The organism is Deltaproteobacteria bacterium, assembly GCA_016875395.1.
GTDB lineage: Bacteria > Myxococcota_A > UBA9160 > UBA9160 > UBA6930 > VGRF01.
This window is the reverse complement of sequence record VGRF01000019.1, coordinates 1-15,247: the sequence shown is the minus strand read 5'-3', so window position 1 is coordinate 15,247 and position 15,247 is coordinate 1. Positions and strand designations below refer to the sequence as shown.

Sequence of the window (15,247 nt, the reverse complement as noted above, 5' to 3'; positions counted from 1 at the left end):
CGGGCTTCGCGCTGCTCCATCTTGGGCCGCTCGCGCAAACTGGAGTCGAGATGAGTACACGCAGGTTCGAGGGCCGCGTCGCGGTGGTGACCGGCGGCGCCTCAGGCATCGGCCTCGCGATCTCGCGTCGCCTCGTTGCGGAAGGCGCGCGCGCCGTGCTCGGCGACGTGAACGGAGCTGCGCTCGCGCGCGTGTGCGCCGAGCTCGGCCCGAGCGCGCACGGCGTCGTGTGCGACGTGCGCGTCGAGGCGCAGGTCGAAGCGCTCGCGAACGCGGCCGTGTCGCGCTTCGGCGCGCTCGACCTCGGCTTCAACTGCGCGGGCCTCGGCGTGTTCGGCGAGATCGTGGATCTCAGCGAGGCCGACTGGGACACCGTGCTCGACATTTGCCTCAAGGGCGTGTTCTTCTCGGTGAAGCACGAGGCGCGGCGCATGATCGCGAGCGGACGCGGCGGCGCGATCGTGAACATCGCCTCGCTCAACTCGCACGTGCCCGCGGTGGGCATGGCCTCCTACACGAGCGCCAAGGCCGGCGTCGAGATGCTCGGACGCAACGCCGCGCTCGAGCTCGCACGCCACGGGATCCGCGTGAACACCGTGTCGCCTGGGCTCACCGACACTCCGGCGACGGCGGGCTTCCGCGATGTCGCGGGGCTCGAGGGCGCGTTCATGGAGCGCATCCCGATGCGGCGCTGGGGCACGCCGGACGAGATCGCGCGCGCCGCGCTCTTCCTCGCGAGCGACGACGCGGGCTACATCTCGGGCTCGAACTTGTTCGTCGACGGCGCGTGGGAGACGACGACGTATCCCGACCTCGCGCGCTACCGAGCGGAGCTGGCGAGCGGAGCCGAGAGCGGGGAGCCGCAGTCGTGACGATCGAGCGCGAAGCCGCGAGCGCCGCCTTCGACGAGGGCGCGCTGCTCGCGGAAGCGGAGCGCGCCACGGGGCTGAGTGATTACGGCAGCGCCGCGTTCCGTGAGCCGCTGCGCGTGCTGCTGCGCTCGCTGCGCGAGGAGGCGCCGCTCAACGCGACGGGCATCGCGATGCTGCGCGGCCGCGTGCTCGAGTCCCTCATGACACGGCTGCGCACCGAGGACTGGATTCGCCGCAATCCCGAGGTCGAGCGCGAAGTGATCTCTGCGCCGATCGTCGTCGTGGGGCAGACGCGCACGGGTACGACCATGCTGCAGCGCCTGCTCGCGAGCGATCCGCGGCATCACGGCTCGCTCTGGTGGGAGGTGCGCTTCCCGGCACCGCTGCCGGGCACGCGCTGGGATGCCCCCGATCCGCGCATCGCAATCGCGGAAGCCGAGGTCGCGGGCATTCTCGCCGCCGATCCCGAGCAGGCCTCGATCCATCCGTGGGACGCGCAGGCGCCCGACGAAGAGATCATGCTGCTCGAGCACTCGTTCCTGTCGCACGTGCCCGAGGCGTTCACGAACGTGCCGACGTATCGCGCGTGGCTCGACGGGCAGGACTGGACGCCCGCATACGAGAGCCTGCGCCGCTTCCTGCAATTCCTTCAGTGGCAGAAGCGCCAGCGCGGCGCGCTGCGCGAGCGCTGGGTGCTGAAGACGCCGGGGCACCTCGGCTATCTCGACACGCTGCTGCGCGTCTTCCCCGGCGCGCTGATCGTGCAGACCCACCGCGATCCGGTGCAGACGATCCCGAGCGCCGCCTCGCTCAACCGCTCGCTCTGGCGCATGTCGAGCGACGACTTCGACGAGCGCGAGATCGGCCGCCAGTGGCAAGCGCGCATGGCCTGGGCGGTCGATCGTTGCCTCGCGTCGCGCGAGAAGATTCCTCCCCAACAAGTCGCCGATGTCTGGTTCCAAGACGCCCTGCGCGAGCCGCTCGCGGTGGTCGAGCGCATCTATGCACAGTTCGGCATCCCGATGACACCCGCCGCCCGCGAATCCCTGACAACCTGGCTCCAAGACAACCGCCGCGACAAGCGCCCTCCGCACGACTACACGCTCGAAGAGTTCGGCCTCAGCGAAGCAAAGATCCGAAGCGACTTCGCCGCCTACCGCAAACGCTTCATCGAACCCCGGCTCACCGCATAGCGCGCCGAGGACGCTCCGACCTCGCGAAGTGAGGGAGCGCCCGTGGAAGCTCGATGGGTGACGCGCCCCAGCCGACGCCAGAACGCGCTCGACGACGAGCTCTCCACCCGAGCAGGTCGGCCGAGGCCGCAAGCGAAGCACGCAGCGAGCCGAAGGCGAGCGAAGTAAACGGGGAAGATTCGCCGACGCGCTCCCAAGTCTGAGCCGACCTCGATGAATCGATGCGCGTCGGCGAACCGAGACCCTCGGTACCAGAACCGAGGATCACGATGCACTCCTCAGTGCACGCGTTCGTCCGGGTGCCAGGTCTCAGGATCGTCTTCGTCCGTGACGGTTTCGACGAGCGGCAGGGTGGGCTCGGGCCGCGAGCGCCCCTCGACCGCCGCGGGAAGAACGGGATCGAGCAGCTCCAGCTCGAGCTCTGGCCGCGCCTCGTCGCGCGTGCGGCGCTCCGGTGGTGCGATCCACGCGAACGCCCAGCGCCAAAGCTCGCTCGGCGAGCGCGTGATGCGGAAGCGCAGCGCGGCGACGCGGCGCACGTCGTCGCCTTCCGCGCGCAGCGAGAGCAGCTCGAGCAGCTCGAGCGCCGCGTGCTTCTGGTCGGTCTGTGCGTAGAGCCGCGCGAGGTCGAGGCCGATCTCGATGTCCCACGGCTCGAGCTGGCGCGCGCGCTCGAGCAGCGCGATCGCCTGCGGACGGAACGGCGCGCTGCGAAACGCGCGGCGGCCTTCGAGCAGCGTGGCGAACGCGGCGTCTTCGCGGCCGAGCTTCAGCTCGAGCTCACTGCACAGCCGCCACGCTTCGAACTCGTGCGGCACGCAGCGGCAGGCTTCCTTCAGCGCGGCGAGACACTCCTCGCGCCGGCGCGCGCGCATCAGCTCCTGCGAAGCCATGCGGAACAGCTGCCACGCCTCGAACCCGGTCGCGGTACGCGCGAGCAGCGGCGCCGCCTTCAGCGCGACCGCGACGTTGCGCGGCTCCTCGAGCAGCACGCGCCGATAGAGCACGATCGCCGCGCGCTCGTCGCCCTCCTGCAGCTCGCGGTTCGCTTCCGCGAGCAGCCTCTTGCGGTCGTTCCGCATGGCGTCGATCCGCGACTGCACGTTCCCCGCACCCCTCTCCGTGGCGTCCTTATGAATCGGAGAGGCGGGGCCGCACTTGAGGTGATGGGGGTCACGGGATGCGGGATCACACCCGCGCCGGATGCACCCTCGCGCCCGCGACCGGCGCGCGCGTGCGCAGCAGCGCGCCTTTGCCCGCGGGCTCGAGCGTGTTGTCTGCGGTCACCACGATCAGGTCGCGCAGATCGCTTCCCGCGAAGCAGAGGCTGGTGACCATGCGCGCGGGCACCGCGAGCGAGCCGAGCTTCTCGCCCGTGAGCGCGAAGCGGTCGATGCGGCCCGCACCGGCGAGGGCGACCCAGAACGCGCCGGTCTCGTCGAAGGCGAGGCCGTCGGCGTGGCCCGACACCGGAATGTGTCGGCGCTCTGCCACCGAGCCGTCCTCGCGCAGCGCGTGCACGATCACGCGCGCGCCGCGCGTGTCGGAGTGCGCGAGCCAGCGTTCGTCGGGCGATACCGCGATGCCGTTGGCGTGGATGACGTCGTCGTAGATCTGGCTCGCCTTGCCCGCGGCGTCTATGCGCCAGCACTCGCCGGGCACGACCTTCACGTCGCGATCGAAGACGCGGAAGCGCACCGCGCCGGCGTACACGCGCCCGCGCGCATCGGTGCAGAGGTCGTTCCAGCCGGGCAGGCCGTCGATCGCGAACAGCGTGCGCGTGACGCCGTCCTTCACGTGGATGAGGTCGCGCCCGCTGCACACGATGCCGCCGTCCGCGTGCGCCGCGATGCCGCCGACGCCGCGCCGCTTCGGCACCACGGTCGTTACGGCGCCGCCCGCCGCGAGGTGGAAGATGCCGCCGCCGAGCACGTCGCTGAAGTACAGCCCGCCTTCGGGCGCGACGGTGGGCCCTTCGATCAGGCCGTAGCCGGAGGCGAGCAGCTCGAATCGCGCGGTGTCGCTCATGCGCGTGACGCTACCGCGTCGACTTCGCTTGCCTTTGGCCCCGTGCTCAGTCGGCGGCCGGAGGACTCGGCGGAAGCTCGGGCGGAGCGAGGGCGAGCGCGTCCCTCAGCACGGGGAGCATCTCGGCGGCGAGGAGCGCGTTGCCCACTTCGGAGGGGTGACCGTCTTCGAGGTAGAGCGCTTCGAGGTCTTCGGCGCGCGCGAAGGCGGAGGTCGCATCGAAGGACGCGAGCCAAGCCTTCGCCGCTTCGCGCTGCGTCCAGTCGCGAATCACGTGCTCGCCCCTGCGCAGCTCGTCGCGCGTGGGGATGAAGGCGAGCACTACGGGCACGCCGTCGCGCGCCGACTGAGCGGCGAGCTCTGCGAACATCGCGCGCGCGAGGGGCGGGAAGGCTGCGTCGTCGGTGTCGATGCTCGGCGCCGCGTCGGGACGCTCGGGCGCGAGCGCTCTCGCCGCGCGCCCGAACAGCTTGCCGAGATCGAGCCACGTGAAGAACTCGCGCAGGGCGAAGCGGGCGTCTTCCTTCGCGCTGCGCTCGGGCACGGGCGCGTTCTCGATTTCCAGCGCGCCGTCCTTCAGCGCGAGGCGCGGCTTCGGCGCCATGTAGAAGTCGAGCTCCATGCGCCGGAAGTCGTGCGCGATGAAGGCGAGCACGATCAGGTGCTTGTCGATCCGTGCGGGCTCGCTGCGCAAGCTCAGCCAAGCCTGGTCGACGCCGTACGCGCCCATTCCCAGGTTCGCGCTCTGGATGCGCGGCTCGAGGCGCTCGATCTGCGCGGGGTAGGTGTCGTCGTCGCCGACGCCGAAGCCCATCGTGAACGAGTCGACCGCGAACAGCACGCGCTTGCGGCCGGCTGGCACCTCGCGCGTGTAGTCGTCGCGCGCGCGAAAGCCCTGCGCGTTCACGGTGAAGTGTTTGCCGGGGCCGTAGGCATCGCGCACGAATGCGCCCGGCGTGTTCACCCAGCCGAGCGTCGCGTCGTACTGCGCGTGGCGATGCTCGGGACGCTTGCCCGCGGCGAGCTGCTCGCGCGTCTTCGCGATCGCGTACGTCCAGCTCGCGGCGCCTTCGAGCAGCGCGAGGAAGAGGGCGACGGCGAGCGCGGAAAGCAAGAGGCGGCGGGGAAGGGAATCCACGCCGCCTCTTCGGTTTTCTGCCGAGTCGCCCAAAGCGCGACGTGCTGGACTACACGCCGACGATCGAGACGAAGCTCACGCAGCGGCCCGGCTGGCCGCCGAGGTTGTGCGTGAGGCCGTACTTCGGGCTCTTGATCTGGCGCGGGCCCGCCTCGCCGCGCAGCTGGAGCCACATCTCGTACATCATGCGCAATCCGCTCGCGCCGATCGGGTGGCCGAAGCTCTTGAGCCCGCCGTCGGGGTTCACCGGCTGCGCGCCGTTGCCGTCGAAGCGGCCCGCCATCACGTCCTTCCACGCGGTGCCGCGCGGCGAGAAGCCCATGTCTTCCATCAGCACGAGCTCGGTCGCGGTGAAGCAGTCGTGCACCTCCGCCATCGAGATCTGCTCGCGCGGGTTGGTGATGCCCGCCTGCTTGTACGCCTCGTTGGCGCTCGCGACGACCTCTTGGAAGGTGGTGAAGTCGTAGTCCTGCGAGAAGTTGCCCTCCGCCGGGCCCGCGGCGAACGAGAGCGCCTTGATGAAGATCGGCTTGTCCGTGTACTTGTGCGCGTCTTCCGCGCGGCAGAGGATCGCGGCGGCGGAGCCGTCGCTCACGCCCGAGCAGTCGAACACGCCGAACATGCCCGCGACTTTCGGGCTCGCCTTGATCGTCTCGATCGGCACTTCCTTCTTGAACTGCGCCTTCGGGTTCTTCGCGCCGTTCACGTGGTTCTTCCACGCGATGCGCGAGATCACGTCCTTGAGCGTGCCCTCGTCGACGCCGTACTTCTTGGCGTACGCCGGCGCGAGCAGCGAGAACATCGCCGGCGCCGTGAGGCTCGGGCGCGTGCCGTCGTCCGGCACGGTGCCCGTAACGAGTCCGGAGAAGCCCGAGTCCTTCAGCTTCTCGACGCCCACCGCCATCACGAGGTCGTAGGCGCCGCTCGCGACCGCGTAGGCCGCGTTGCGGATCGCTTCGCTGCCGGTCGCGCACATGTTCTCGAGGCGGGTGACGGGCTTGTAGTCGATCTTGATCGCCTCACTCAGCACGAGGCCGGAGACGCCGCTGCCCATCGTGCCGAGCCAGTACGCGTCGACCTGGTCCTTCGAGACGTTCGCGCTCTTGAACGACTCCTGCGTCGACTCGACCAGCATGTCGTCGGCGCCCTTGTCCCAGTGCTCGCCGAACGACGTGCAGCCCATGCCGACGATTGCGACGCGATCGCAGATGCCACGAGATGCCATGGAGTTCTCCTCGGAGTGAAGTTGTTACGGCGCGCTAGCGGCGCGGGCGTGCCTTCCAGAAGTAGTTGTGGACGCCCTGGCCGGTGTAGAGCCGGCGGAAGGTCATCTCGAGCTCGTCGCCGATCTTCACCGCCGCGGGCTCGACATCGGTGACCTCGCAGGTGACGCGTCCGCCGCCCTCGAAGTCGATCACCCCGGCCACGGTCGGCGGATTCAGCGAGTACGCGAGGTAGTCGAGCGTGTAGGTCGCGATCTTGCAGCGCTTCTCGGCGAAGTCTTCGTCGCGCATGTGGTCGACGGCACCGCACTTGAGGCAGACGCGCTGCGGCGGCAGCTGACCCATGCCGCAGTCGGCGCAGCGCGAGCCGACGAAGCCGAGCTTCCAGCCGAGGCTGCGCGCCATCGGCGGCGCCGCGGGCCGCTCGGGATCGGGGCGACGCGGCGGCTCGAAGGGCAGGATGCCGCGCCACTTGAGATAGGTGTTGTACGCGAGGTCGTTTCGCTTCGAGGCGATCCACGCGTCGACCGTGTGCTTCGGGCGCGCCTGCGCGATGCGGCTCGTCACCTCGAACACCGCGGCGTCGCAGCCGTCGGCGAGCGAGAGCACGAGGATGCGGTCGCCGGGCTTCGCCGCGTCGAGCGCGCGCGCGAGCGTCAGCAGCGAGTGCGCGACGCCGGTGCGGCCGACGTTCTCGCCGAGCAGGTCCGCGCTCTGCTCGGGCTTCAGCTTGAGGCCCTTCGGGAGGTTCGCGATCGCGCGTGGGTTCGCGGCGTCCGCGATCACCGTGGTCAGGTCCGCGGGCGCGATCTTCGCGTCGGCGAGGGCGCGCGCGCAGGTGTCCGCCACGAGCGGCGCGAGCATGTCGGCGCTGAAGCGCTCTTCCCAGCTCTTCGCGAAGCGGTCCTCGGGGAGGCGCCACACGTCGAGGATCTCGGTCGTCGCGGAGGCGCTGCCGATCAGCACCGCGCCGCTCTCGGAGTCGGGGCCGGTCACGAACGCCGCGGCCGCATCGCCGCTCGCGCTCTCGCGCCCGCCGCCGGGCGCGCCGACCACCACGTCGCTGGCGCACACGAGCGCGCGCTTGCCCGCGGCCGCGAGGTCGAGGCCCGTGAGCAGCGCGCCGAGGCCCATGCGCGACGACGTGCCGAGATCGATCGAGCGCACCTTGCTCGGGAGCTGAAGTGCGGCGTGAATCGTCGTGCCGTTCAGCTTCTCCGCATAGGGCGGGCTCGTCGTCGCGAACAGCAGCGAGTCCACCGCCGGCGCCGCGCGCATCGCTTCGCGCGCGGCCTCGACCGCCATCGAGACGGCATCCTCGTCGAAGCTCGCGACGGCGCGCTCTCCCTTGCCCGCGCCGATCGCCTTGCGCTGCAGGCGGAAGAAGGGGACGTAGCTGCCGTAACGCACGATGCCGGCCATGCTGGTGGACTCCGCTCGGCTCCGAAGACTTCGCCTCGCTGCGCGCTTCGCTTGCCGGGTTCGAGATCGAGGACGGAAAAGACGCTAGCCCGCGCTCACGCGCCGGCACCCAGCTTTGCGTAGAGCGCCTCGCGATCGCGCACGAAGCGGCGGCCGGCGTACCAGAACAGCGGCAGCGCGAGCAGCGAGAGCGCGGTGAACGCGACCAGAGTCTGCGTGTACGGATCGGCGGCGCCCTCCGCGCGCAGCGCGTCGATCATCACGCCGGAGCCGGTGATGCCGATGCCGAGGCCGACGACGTTGAGCAGCATGATGTAGAGGCCGACCACGGTGGCGCGCACGTTCGGCGGCACGAGCTCCTGCACGCTCGCGAAGGTGGGGCCGTAGAACATCCCGAGCTGCACGCTGCCGAGGATCATCCCCAGCCAGAACCACGGGCCGGCGGGGTCTGCGAGGCGGTACGCGAACGCGAGCGGCGCGAACAGCACGATCAGCAGCGCGAGGAACGTGGGGCGCCCGAGACCGGTGCGGCGCAGGAACCAGTCGCTGCCCATGCCGCCGAGGATGTTGCCGGTGATCCCGCCCGCGACGGCGATCCAGCCCGAGATTTGCGCGATGTAGGCGCGATCGAAGCCGCGTTCGTTCGCGAGCCACAGCTGATCGACGACCGCGGCGCCCAGAATGAAATGGAACGCGATGCCGCCGCCCATCGTGCAGAGCAGCGCGGGCGACGAGCGCAGCGCGCTGCCGACGATCGCGGAGATCTCAGCGAGGCTGTGCTGCGGCGCGGCCGCTGCGGCGCCCGCGGGTTTCTTCCGCGGCGTCTCGCGCACGAACAGCATCACCGCGGCGAACACGAGGCCGATCACGCCGAGCAGCTTGAAGCAGCCGCGCCAGCCCATCTCGGGCGCGAGGTAGCCGGCGACCAGCAAGCTCACGCCGCTGCCGATCGGCACGCCCATGTAGTAGAGGCCCGAGGCGAGGCCGAGGCGCGAGGCGGGGAAGCGGTCCGAGAGGATCGACATCGCGGTGGGCGTGAGCACCGACTCGCCGACCCCGATCAGCGCGCGCGCCGCTGCGAGCGACCAGAAGCCCGTGGCGAATCCAGTCGCCGCCGTCAGCAGGCTCCACAACGTGAGCCCGATCGTGATCAGGCGCGGCCGATGGAACATGTCGGCGAGCGCGCCGGTGAAGAGGCCCATCGTCGCGTAGAACACGATGAACGCGATGCCGGTGAGCAGGCCCCACTGCGTGTCCGAGAGCGCGAGCTCGGGCTTGATGAAGTTCGCGAAGCTCGGCAGCGCTTGGCGGTCGACGAAGTTCACCACGTTGAGCAGCGTCAACAGTGCGAGGAACGCGTAGTGACGAAGCTCGATGCGATCTTGGGGCTCAGCCGGCGCGCTCATCGGGCCTCCTCGCCGCGCGAGGAGGCGGCGAGCCGAGTGTATGCCGCATCGCTCACGCGCCGCGCGTTGTTAGGCAGCGCGCTCGCATCGTCCGTCCTCGGCTGGGCGCGTGCGGGGCGGGCCGAAGACGCGGACGCGCACGTCGCGCGCATGGACCGCATCGCCGAGGTCATCGCCGAGTACGACCAGCAGGGCGAGCACCGCACCGCCACGCGAGTCGACGAGAAGAGCGCGGGCTGGCTCGTGCGCGCGCTCGCGGACTGCGGGCTCGCAGCGCGCCTCGAACGCTTCGAGGTCGCGCGCTTCGATCCATACAAGGCCGATGTCGCGTTCGGTGGCCAGCGCCGCCACGGGCTCCCCGCGTTCGACGGCGGCGTCACGCCGCCCGAAGGCGTGCGCGGCCGGCTCGGCGCGCTCGGGTCGAGCGCGGAGATCGCCTACGCGCGCCTCGCACCGAGTCCGCGCGGCGACTTGCTCGCGCGATTCGAGCGCGCGCGCATCGCAGGCGTGCACCGCGCGATCCTCGTGCTGCCGGAGCGCGGCGCTGCGCACGGAGATCTCGCGCTCATCAACGCCGAGCGCTTTGCGAACCCCGACGCGACGCCGGTCGTGCAGCTCGCGGGCTCACACACGTTCGCGGTGGAGGAGGGCGCGCGCGCCGGAGCGCAGGCGCACGTGGTGGTGCTCGCGGAGCGCGTGCCGGCGTACGCACTCAACGTGACGGCGCGCATCCGCGGCGCGGATGCCGAGGCAGCGCCGCTCGTGGTGATGACGCCGCGCAGCGGCTGGTGGGCGTGCGCGAGCGAGCGCGGCGGCGGGCTCGCGGCGTTCCTCGAGATCGCGCGCGCCCTCTACGACGCGCCGCCGCGGCGCGACGTCGTGTTCGTCGCGTCGAGCGGGCACGAGCTCGGGCACCTCGGGCTGCACGCGTGGCTCGCCGCGCATCCCGTCCTCGCGAGTGCGCAGGCGTGGCTTCACCTCGGCGCCAACTTCGCCGCGGCGCGGGGCGAGATGATGGTGCAGGCCTCGAGCGACGAGATGGCCGCGCTCGCGCGCGAGGCGTTCGCCGGCGTGGAGCAGCCGCTCGGCAGCATCGTTGGCCCCGAGACACCGCCGCTCGGCGAGGTACGCGAGGTCGCGAGCCGCCCCTACCTCTCTGTGCTCGGCACGAACCCGTTCTTCCACGCGCCCGACGATCGATGGCCGTACGCCGTCGACCTCGAGAAGACCGCGCGATCGTGCGCGGCACTCGTCGAGGTGGCCCGCCGGCTCGCTGGCTGAGCCGCGACAGCCCGTTTCTCGCGATACGCGGGCGACTCGGCGTCTCGCAACCCGGTCCCCAACACCGCGACTCTTCCGCGGAAAACGTGTTCAAATCGTACCGGCTCGGTGGTAGTGTCGGCGACAGCCCAGTCGGGGTGAGCCGCGTCGGCGGCAAAGTCCTGGATGCGCGAGCGGTCCGCGGAGGGTCGCTCGGGCTGGGCCTAACAATTGGGGGACCTCGTGGTACGACGACAGTTCCGATGCCTCGGCGCATGCATTGCGATGAGCCTCACTCTCCCGGCAGCGGCTCAGGAAACAGCGCCGCCGGCAGCACCCGAGCAGGCGGCGCCGGCGCCTCAGCAAGAGGGAGTCGAAGAGATCGTCGTGACCTCGCGCCTGCGCGAGGAGTCGATCCAGGAAGTGCCGATCTCGGTCAGCGCGTTCGGCAGCGAAGCGATCAAGGCGATCGCGCCGTCGACGCTGCGCGACTTCGACCAGCTCGCCCCGAACGTGTTCATCGGAAACAACATCGCGGGCCCCTCCGCGGGCGCGATCTACATCCGCGGCCTCGGCTACGCCGACATCGAGAAGACGCAAACCTCGAACGTGGGCGTTGTGGTCGATGGCGTCTTCCTTCCGTCGAACACCGGTCAGCTCGTCGACACGTTCGACATCGAGCAGATCACCGTGAATCGCGGCCCCCAGGCCGTGCTCTTCGGCCGCAACACCTCCGCCGGCACGATCGTGATCCGGCGCGGCCAGCCGAAGCTCGGCGAGTACGAGGCTCGCTTCGCCGCGAACTACGGCAACTACGACGGTGAGGGCGACGGGAATCAGTACGGCGTCCAGGGCGTGGTCAACGTGCCGCTCAACGAAGAGACGCTCGCTCTACGCGGAGGCGTCACCTACAAGAAGTCGGACGGCTTCTGGAGGAACAGCTTTACGGGCGAGGATCGCGGTGGTCTCGACTACACCGCAGTCGCGCTCAAGCTGCTGTTCCAGCCGACGGAGGACTTCTCCGCAACGCTGTCCTACGACTGGATTCGCGACCGCGGGGACATTCCGCCGCAGGACGCACTTTCCGACGGCGACAATCCGTGGATCAATCGGTCGGACCGCAGCCCGAAGGAAGCGCAGTTCTATGACCTCTCGCTCCCGGCGCTCGAGATCAACTGGGAGACCGACTTCGGCACGTTTACCTCGATTTCGGCGTACTGGAACAGCCGAGACCTCGTGCTTCAGGACTTCGATGGCGGCTTCTTCAACGCCGCGAATCCGCTCCTGAGCGACCCGAACGAGCCTTTCGCGCGCCTGCACACCCGGCGTCATCAGTTCTTCGACGTGTTCTCGCAAGAGCTGCGCTTCGCGGGCGACTTGATGGATGGCCGCCTCCAGTACGCGGCCGGCTTCTACTTCACCGACGAAGACATCGACTTCCAGCAGAAGAGCGAGATCATCTTGCAGGTCGGCGTCGGCCTTCCGTTCCTCGGTGCGGCGGGCCTCTGCCCCGCGATCGTGCCGACCTGGCGGAACGGCCCGGAAAGCCTCGCCGTGCCGGGCACCCAGATCTGCGTGTTCCCTCCCACTTACACGGTGCAGACCTCGGGCCAGGACACGAAGTCCTACGGAGTGTTCGGCTCGCTCGGCTTCGACGTGTTCGAGTGGTGGAACGTCAGCGCGGGTCTGCGCTGGATCAAGGAGAAGAAGGACTTCCGCTCGCGCTTCGCGCCGCTCGCCCCGGACATCACCGGGACCGAAGGCTCGCCGTTCATCACCGTGCCGGACGTGTCCGACAGCTGGGACGACGTGGTGTTCGAAGCCAGCACCCGCGTCGACGTCGGTGAGCTGTTGTCCTCCGACACGCCGATGCAGGTCTACTACCGCTACGCCGAGGGCTTCCGCAGCGGTGGTTTCAGCATGCGAGCGACGGATCCCTTGCGCGCGCCGTTCGACCCCGAGGACACGACGGCGCACGAGCTCGGCTTCAAGTCGGAGCTGTTCGACGGGCGCTTCACGTTCAACGTGGCCGGCTTCTTCACCAAGCTGGAAGGAGCGCAGTTCAGCTCGATCATCACGATCCCGACTCCGCCGGGCACCAACACGTTGATCCTCAACCACGGCACCACCGAGCTGTACGGCGCAGAGCTGGAGACCTCGTTCAACATCACGGAGGACCTGCGCACCTACTTCACGTTCGGTTATCAGGCGGGCGAGCTGCTCGACTCGCTCCAGAACCCGCAGGATCTTCCCGACCCGACCAACCAGAACTTCCCGCGGCCGCCCGGACCGCCCATCGACGTGGCGTGCTTCCCGGCGGGACCGCAGCCGTGCAGCCGGTCGGGCTTCGAGCTGTTCCGGCAACCGAAGTTCGCGTGGACGCTCGGCTTGTCGTACGGGCTGGACCTCGGCCCGGGCCGCGCATCGGCGGACGTGCGCTGGAAGCGGACCGACGAGTACGTGCTCGGAGCGTTCGGAGGGACGCCGCTCTTCCAGTCGAAGTACGACATGTTCGAGACCAACCTCGCCTACACGTGGAATTGGGGTGAGCGAGAGGTCCGAGCCGCGTTCGTCGGGAAGAACCTGGCAAACGAGAAGTACATCGACCTGATCCTCTTCCTCGGGGCCGGCGGCTTCCAGAACTGGGGCGCGCCGCGATACCTCGGAGTCGAGTTCGGGATCGAGATCTAGTCCGATCGCGACCCGACAGAGGCGGGGGCCCTCACGGGCTCCCGCCTCTCGTCTTTTCGGCCGCCGCGCGCGAGCGGCGTAAGCTCCGCGCATGCAGGCCCTCGTGTTCGAGAACGCGCTGCCGCGCATCCTCGCGACGAAGCTGCTCGCGGCGCTCACGCCTCGCGCCTTCACCGGGCCGCTCGCTCCGCTTCGCTTGCGCGAGATCGCGGAGCCGCAGCCGCTGGCGGACGACTGGGTGGTGCTGCGCACGCGGCTCACGGGCATCTGCGGCAGCGATGCGAAGCAGGTGTTCCTGAACGGGGCTTTCGACAACCCGATGACGGGCATGATCTCGTTCCCCCAGGTGTTAGGGCACGAGGTCGTCGCCACGGTCGAGCGCGCCGGACCTCGCGCGGAGATCGCGCCCGGCACGCGCGTGGTGCTGAACCCGTGGCTCTCCTGCGCGACGCGCGGGCTCCCGCTCTGCGCGTGGTGCGAGCGCGGTGAGCTCGCGCAGTGCACGTCGTTTCGCCAGGGTGCGCTGCCGCCGGGCATTCATCACGGCAACTCGCGCGCGGCCACGGGTGGCTTTGCCCCGCTCGTGCCCGCGCACGCCTCTCAGTGCATCGCCGTGCCGGACTCGGTGAGTGACGAGCAGGCCGTGCTCGCGGATCCGTTCTCCGTCTCGCTGCACTCGATTCTGCACAGCCCACCGCCGGTCGGCGGCACTGCGCTCGTCTACGGCTGCGGGACGCTCGGGCTGTGCGCGATCGCGGCGCTGCGCGCGCTGCATCCCAGCGTGCGCGTGCTCGCGGTCGCGCGCTTCGCGCATCAGCGCGCGCTCGCGGAGAAGCTCGGCGCCGTGCGCGTGCTCGCGCACGATCCGGCACACGAGATCGTCGCGGCGATCGCGGCGGAGACGGCCGCCGAGGAAGTGGCGCCGTGGCGCGGCCTGCCCATGTTGTTAGGGGGCGTGGACGTCGTGTACGACACGGTCGGCTTGCCGGCCACGCTCGAGGTGGGCGTGCGCGTCACGCGCAGCCGCGGGCGCATCTCGGTCACGGGCGTCGAGACGCCGCGTCGCTTCGAGTGGACGCCGCTCTACTTCAAGGAGCTCGCGCTGGTCGGCTCGAACGCGTTCGGCTTCGAGACGATCGGCGGACGCCGCCAGCACGCGATGCGGTGGTACTTCGAGCTCGTGCAGCGCGGCCTCGACGTGACGCCGCTCCTCACGCACCGCTTCCGCCTCGCGCAGTACCGCGAGGCTTTCGCCGCGGCGCACGCGCAAGGCGAGAGCGGCGCGGTGAAAATCCTCTTCGACTTCCGGAGCAAAGCCTGACGCGCGGCGCGTCAGAGGGTCCGTGCCGGGCCCCAAACGTCGGCGTCAGAGCTTTCGCGCGCTCGACAGCGTCGCGACGCACGCGATCACGACCGCCATGCACGCCGCACAGATGCGCAGTGCGGTGAGCGGATCGAACGCGTCGACGAGAAAGCCGGTGAGCGCCATGCCGAGCGGGCCGCTGCCGACGAATCCGAGCTGGTAGACGGCGAGCACCCGTCCTCGCTGGTCGGGCTGCGCGGTCTGCTGCACGAGCGCGCGGCTCGAATTGATGAAGACGGCGCCGCCGGTGCCCCAGGCGAGCGCGCACAGCAGGAATCCCCAGTACGGCAGCCCGACCGAGAGCAGCGCGAGGTTGAGCGCGCCGTTCGTCATCGCGAGCAGCATCGCGCGGCCCTTGCGCGCGATGCCGCCGCGCAGGCGAATCGCCAGCGAGCCGAGGATCGTGCCGAGCGGGAAGGTCGCGAGGATCCAGCCGAGCTCGGCGGCACCGCCTTGGTAGAAGTCGCGCACGATGATCGGGAAGCCCACGATGAACGGTCCCATGAAGAACACGCCGATCGCGGTGGTCAGGCCCACAGGCACGCGCAGCGCCGGCGTGCGCGCGACGGTCTGCGCGCCTGCCAGCCAGGCGCCGGGCTGAGCAGCCGCCTCCGCGCGCTCGACGCGCGGGAGCCCGCGCGCGGCGAACGC

The 15,247-nt window shown here is 70.1% G+C and carries 12 protein-coding genes; 5 read left to right on the top strand and 7 right to left on the bottom strand.

Annotation, left to right across the window (positions count from 1 at the left end):
* Window positions 1–50 precede the first annotated feature (50 nt).
* Both FJ091_14530 and FJ091_14525 read left to right on the top strand, forming a co-directional pair.
* Window positions 51–872: an SDR family oxidoreductase gene (locus tag FJ091_14530; protein MBM4384568.1), complete on the top strand. Its 822-nt coding sequence runs from the start codon at window positions 51–53 to the stop codon at window positions 870–872.
* Window positions 873–916: 44 nt separating this feature from the next.
* Window positions 917–2,065 (top strand): sulfotransferase, encoded by a 1,149-nt coding sequence (locus tag FJ091_14525; protein MBM4384567.1) that lies wholly within the window; start codon window positions 917–919, stop codon window positions 2,063–2,065.
* 278 nt (window positions 2,066–2,343) lie between these two features.
* Here the strand turns inward: FJ091_14525 and FJ091_14520 are convergent, their stop codons facing one another.
* The 6 genes from FJ091_14520 to FJ091_14495 form a co-directional block, all read right to left on the bottom strand.
* On the bottom strand, window positions 2,344–3,147 hold the full coding sequence (locus tag FJ091_14520; protein ID MBM4384566.1) for a tetratricopeptide repeat protein: 804 nt from the start codon (window positions 3,145–3,147) through the stop codon (window positions 2,344–2,346).
* A gap of 106 nt (window positions 3,148–3,253) precedes the next feature.
* On the bottom strand, window positions 3,254–4,093 hold the full coding sequence (locus FJ091_14515) for an SMP-30/gluconolactonase/LRE family protein (protein MBM4384565.1): 840 nt from the start codon (window positions 4,091–4,093) through the stop codon (window positions 3,254–3,256).
* Between the two features lie 46 nt (window positions 4,094–4,139).
* Window positions 4,140–5,231 carry a hypothetical protein gene (locus tag FJ091_14510; protein MBM4384564.1) on the bottom strand — a complete coding sequence of 364 codons (1,092 nt, stop codon included), beginning with the start codon at window positions 5,229–5,231 and terminating at the stop codon, window positions 4,140–4,142.
* Window positions 5,232–5,280: 49 nt separating this feature from the next.
* On the bottom strand, window positions 5,281–6,456 hold the full coding sequence (locus tag FJ091_14505) for an acetyl-CoA acetyltransferase (protein MBM4384563.1): 1,176 nt from the start codon (window positions 6,454–6,456) through the stop codon (window positions 5,281–5,283).
* 34 nt (window positions 6,457–6,490) lie between these two features.
* The gene (locus FJ091_14500) at window positions 6,491–7,876 is read right to left on the bottom strand and encodes a hydroxymethylglutaryl-CoA synthase family protein (protein MBM4384562.1); all 1,386 of its coding nucleotides are present in this window, start codon (window positions 7,874–7,876) and stop codon (window positions 6,491–6,493) included.
* Window positions 7,877–7,971: 95 nt separating this feature from the next.
* Window positions 7,972–9,282, bottom strand: a complete 1,311-nt coding sequence (locus tag FJ091_14495) for an MFS transporter (GenBank protein ID MBM4384561.1) — start codon at window positions 9,280–9,282, stop codon at window positions 7,972–7,974.
* A 36-nt stretch (window positions 9,283–9,318) separates the two neighbouring features.
* Between FJ091_14495 and FJ091_14490 the strand changes: the two genes are divergently transcribed.
* The 3 genes from FJ091_14490 to FJ091_14480 all read left to right on the top strand — a co-directional run bounded on the left by FJ091_14490 (window position 9,319) and on the right by FJ091_14480 (window position 14,554).
* Complete coding sequence (locus FJ091_14490) at window positions 9,319–10,563, top strand: M28 family peptidase (protein MBM4384560.1); 1,245 nt, start codon at window positions 9,319–9,321, stop codon at window positions 10,561–10,563.
* A 264-nt stretch (window positions 10,564–10,827) separates the two neighbouring features.
* On the top strand, window positions 10,828–13,233 hold the full coding sequence (locus FJ091_14485) for a TonB-dependent receptor (protein ID MBM4384559.1): 2,406 nt from the start codon (window positions 10,828–10,830) through the stop codon (window positions 13,231–13,233).
* A 91-nt stretch (window positions 13,234–13,324) separates the two neighbouring features.
* Entirely contained in the window at window positions 13,325–14,554 is a 1,230-nt protein-coding gene (locus FJ091_14480; GenBank protein ID MBM4384558.1) for a zinc-binding dehydrogenase, read from the top strand.
* 45 nt (window positions 14,555–14,599) lie between these two features.
* Here the strand turns inward: FJ091_14480 and FJ091_14475 are convergent.
* A partial coding sequence (locus tag FJ091_14475; protein ID MBM4384557.1) for an MFS transporter occupies window positions 14,600–15,247 on the bottom strand: 648 nt, incomplete at its 5' end.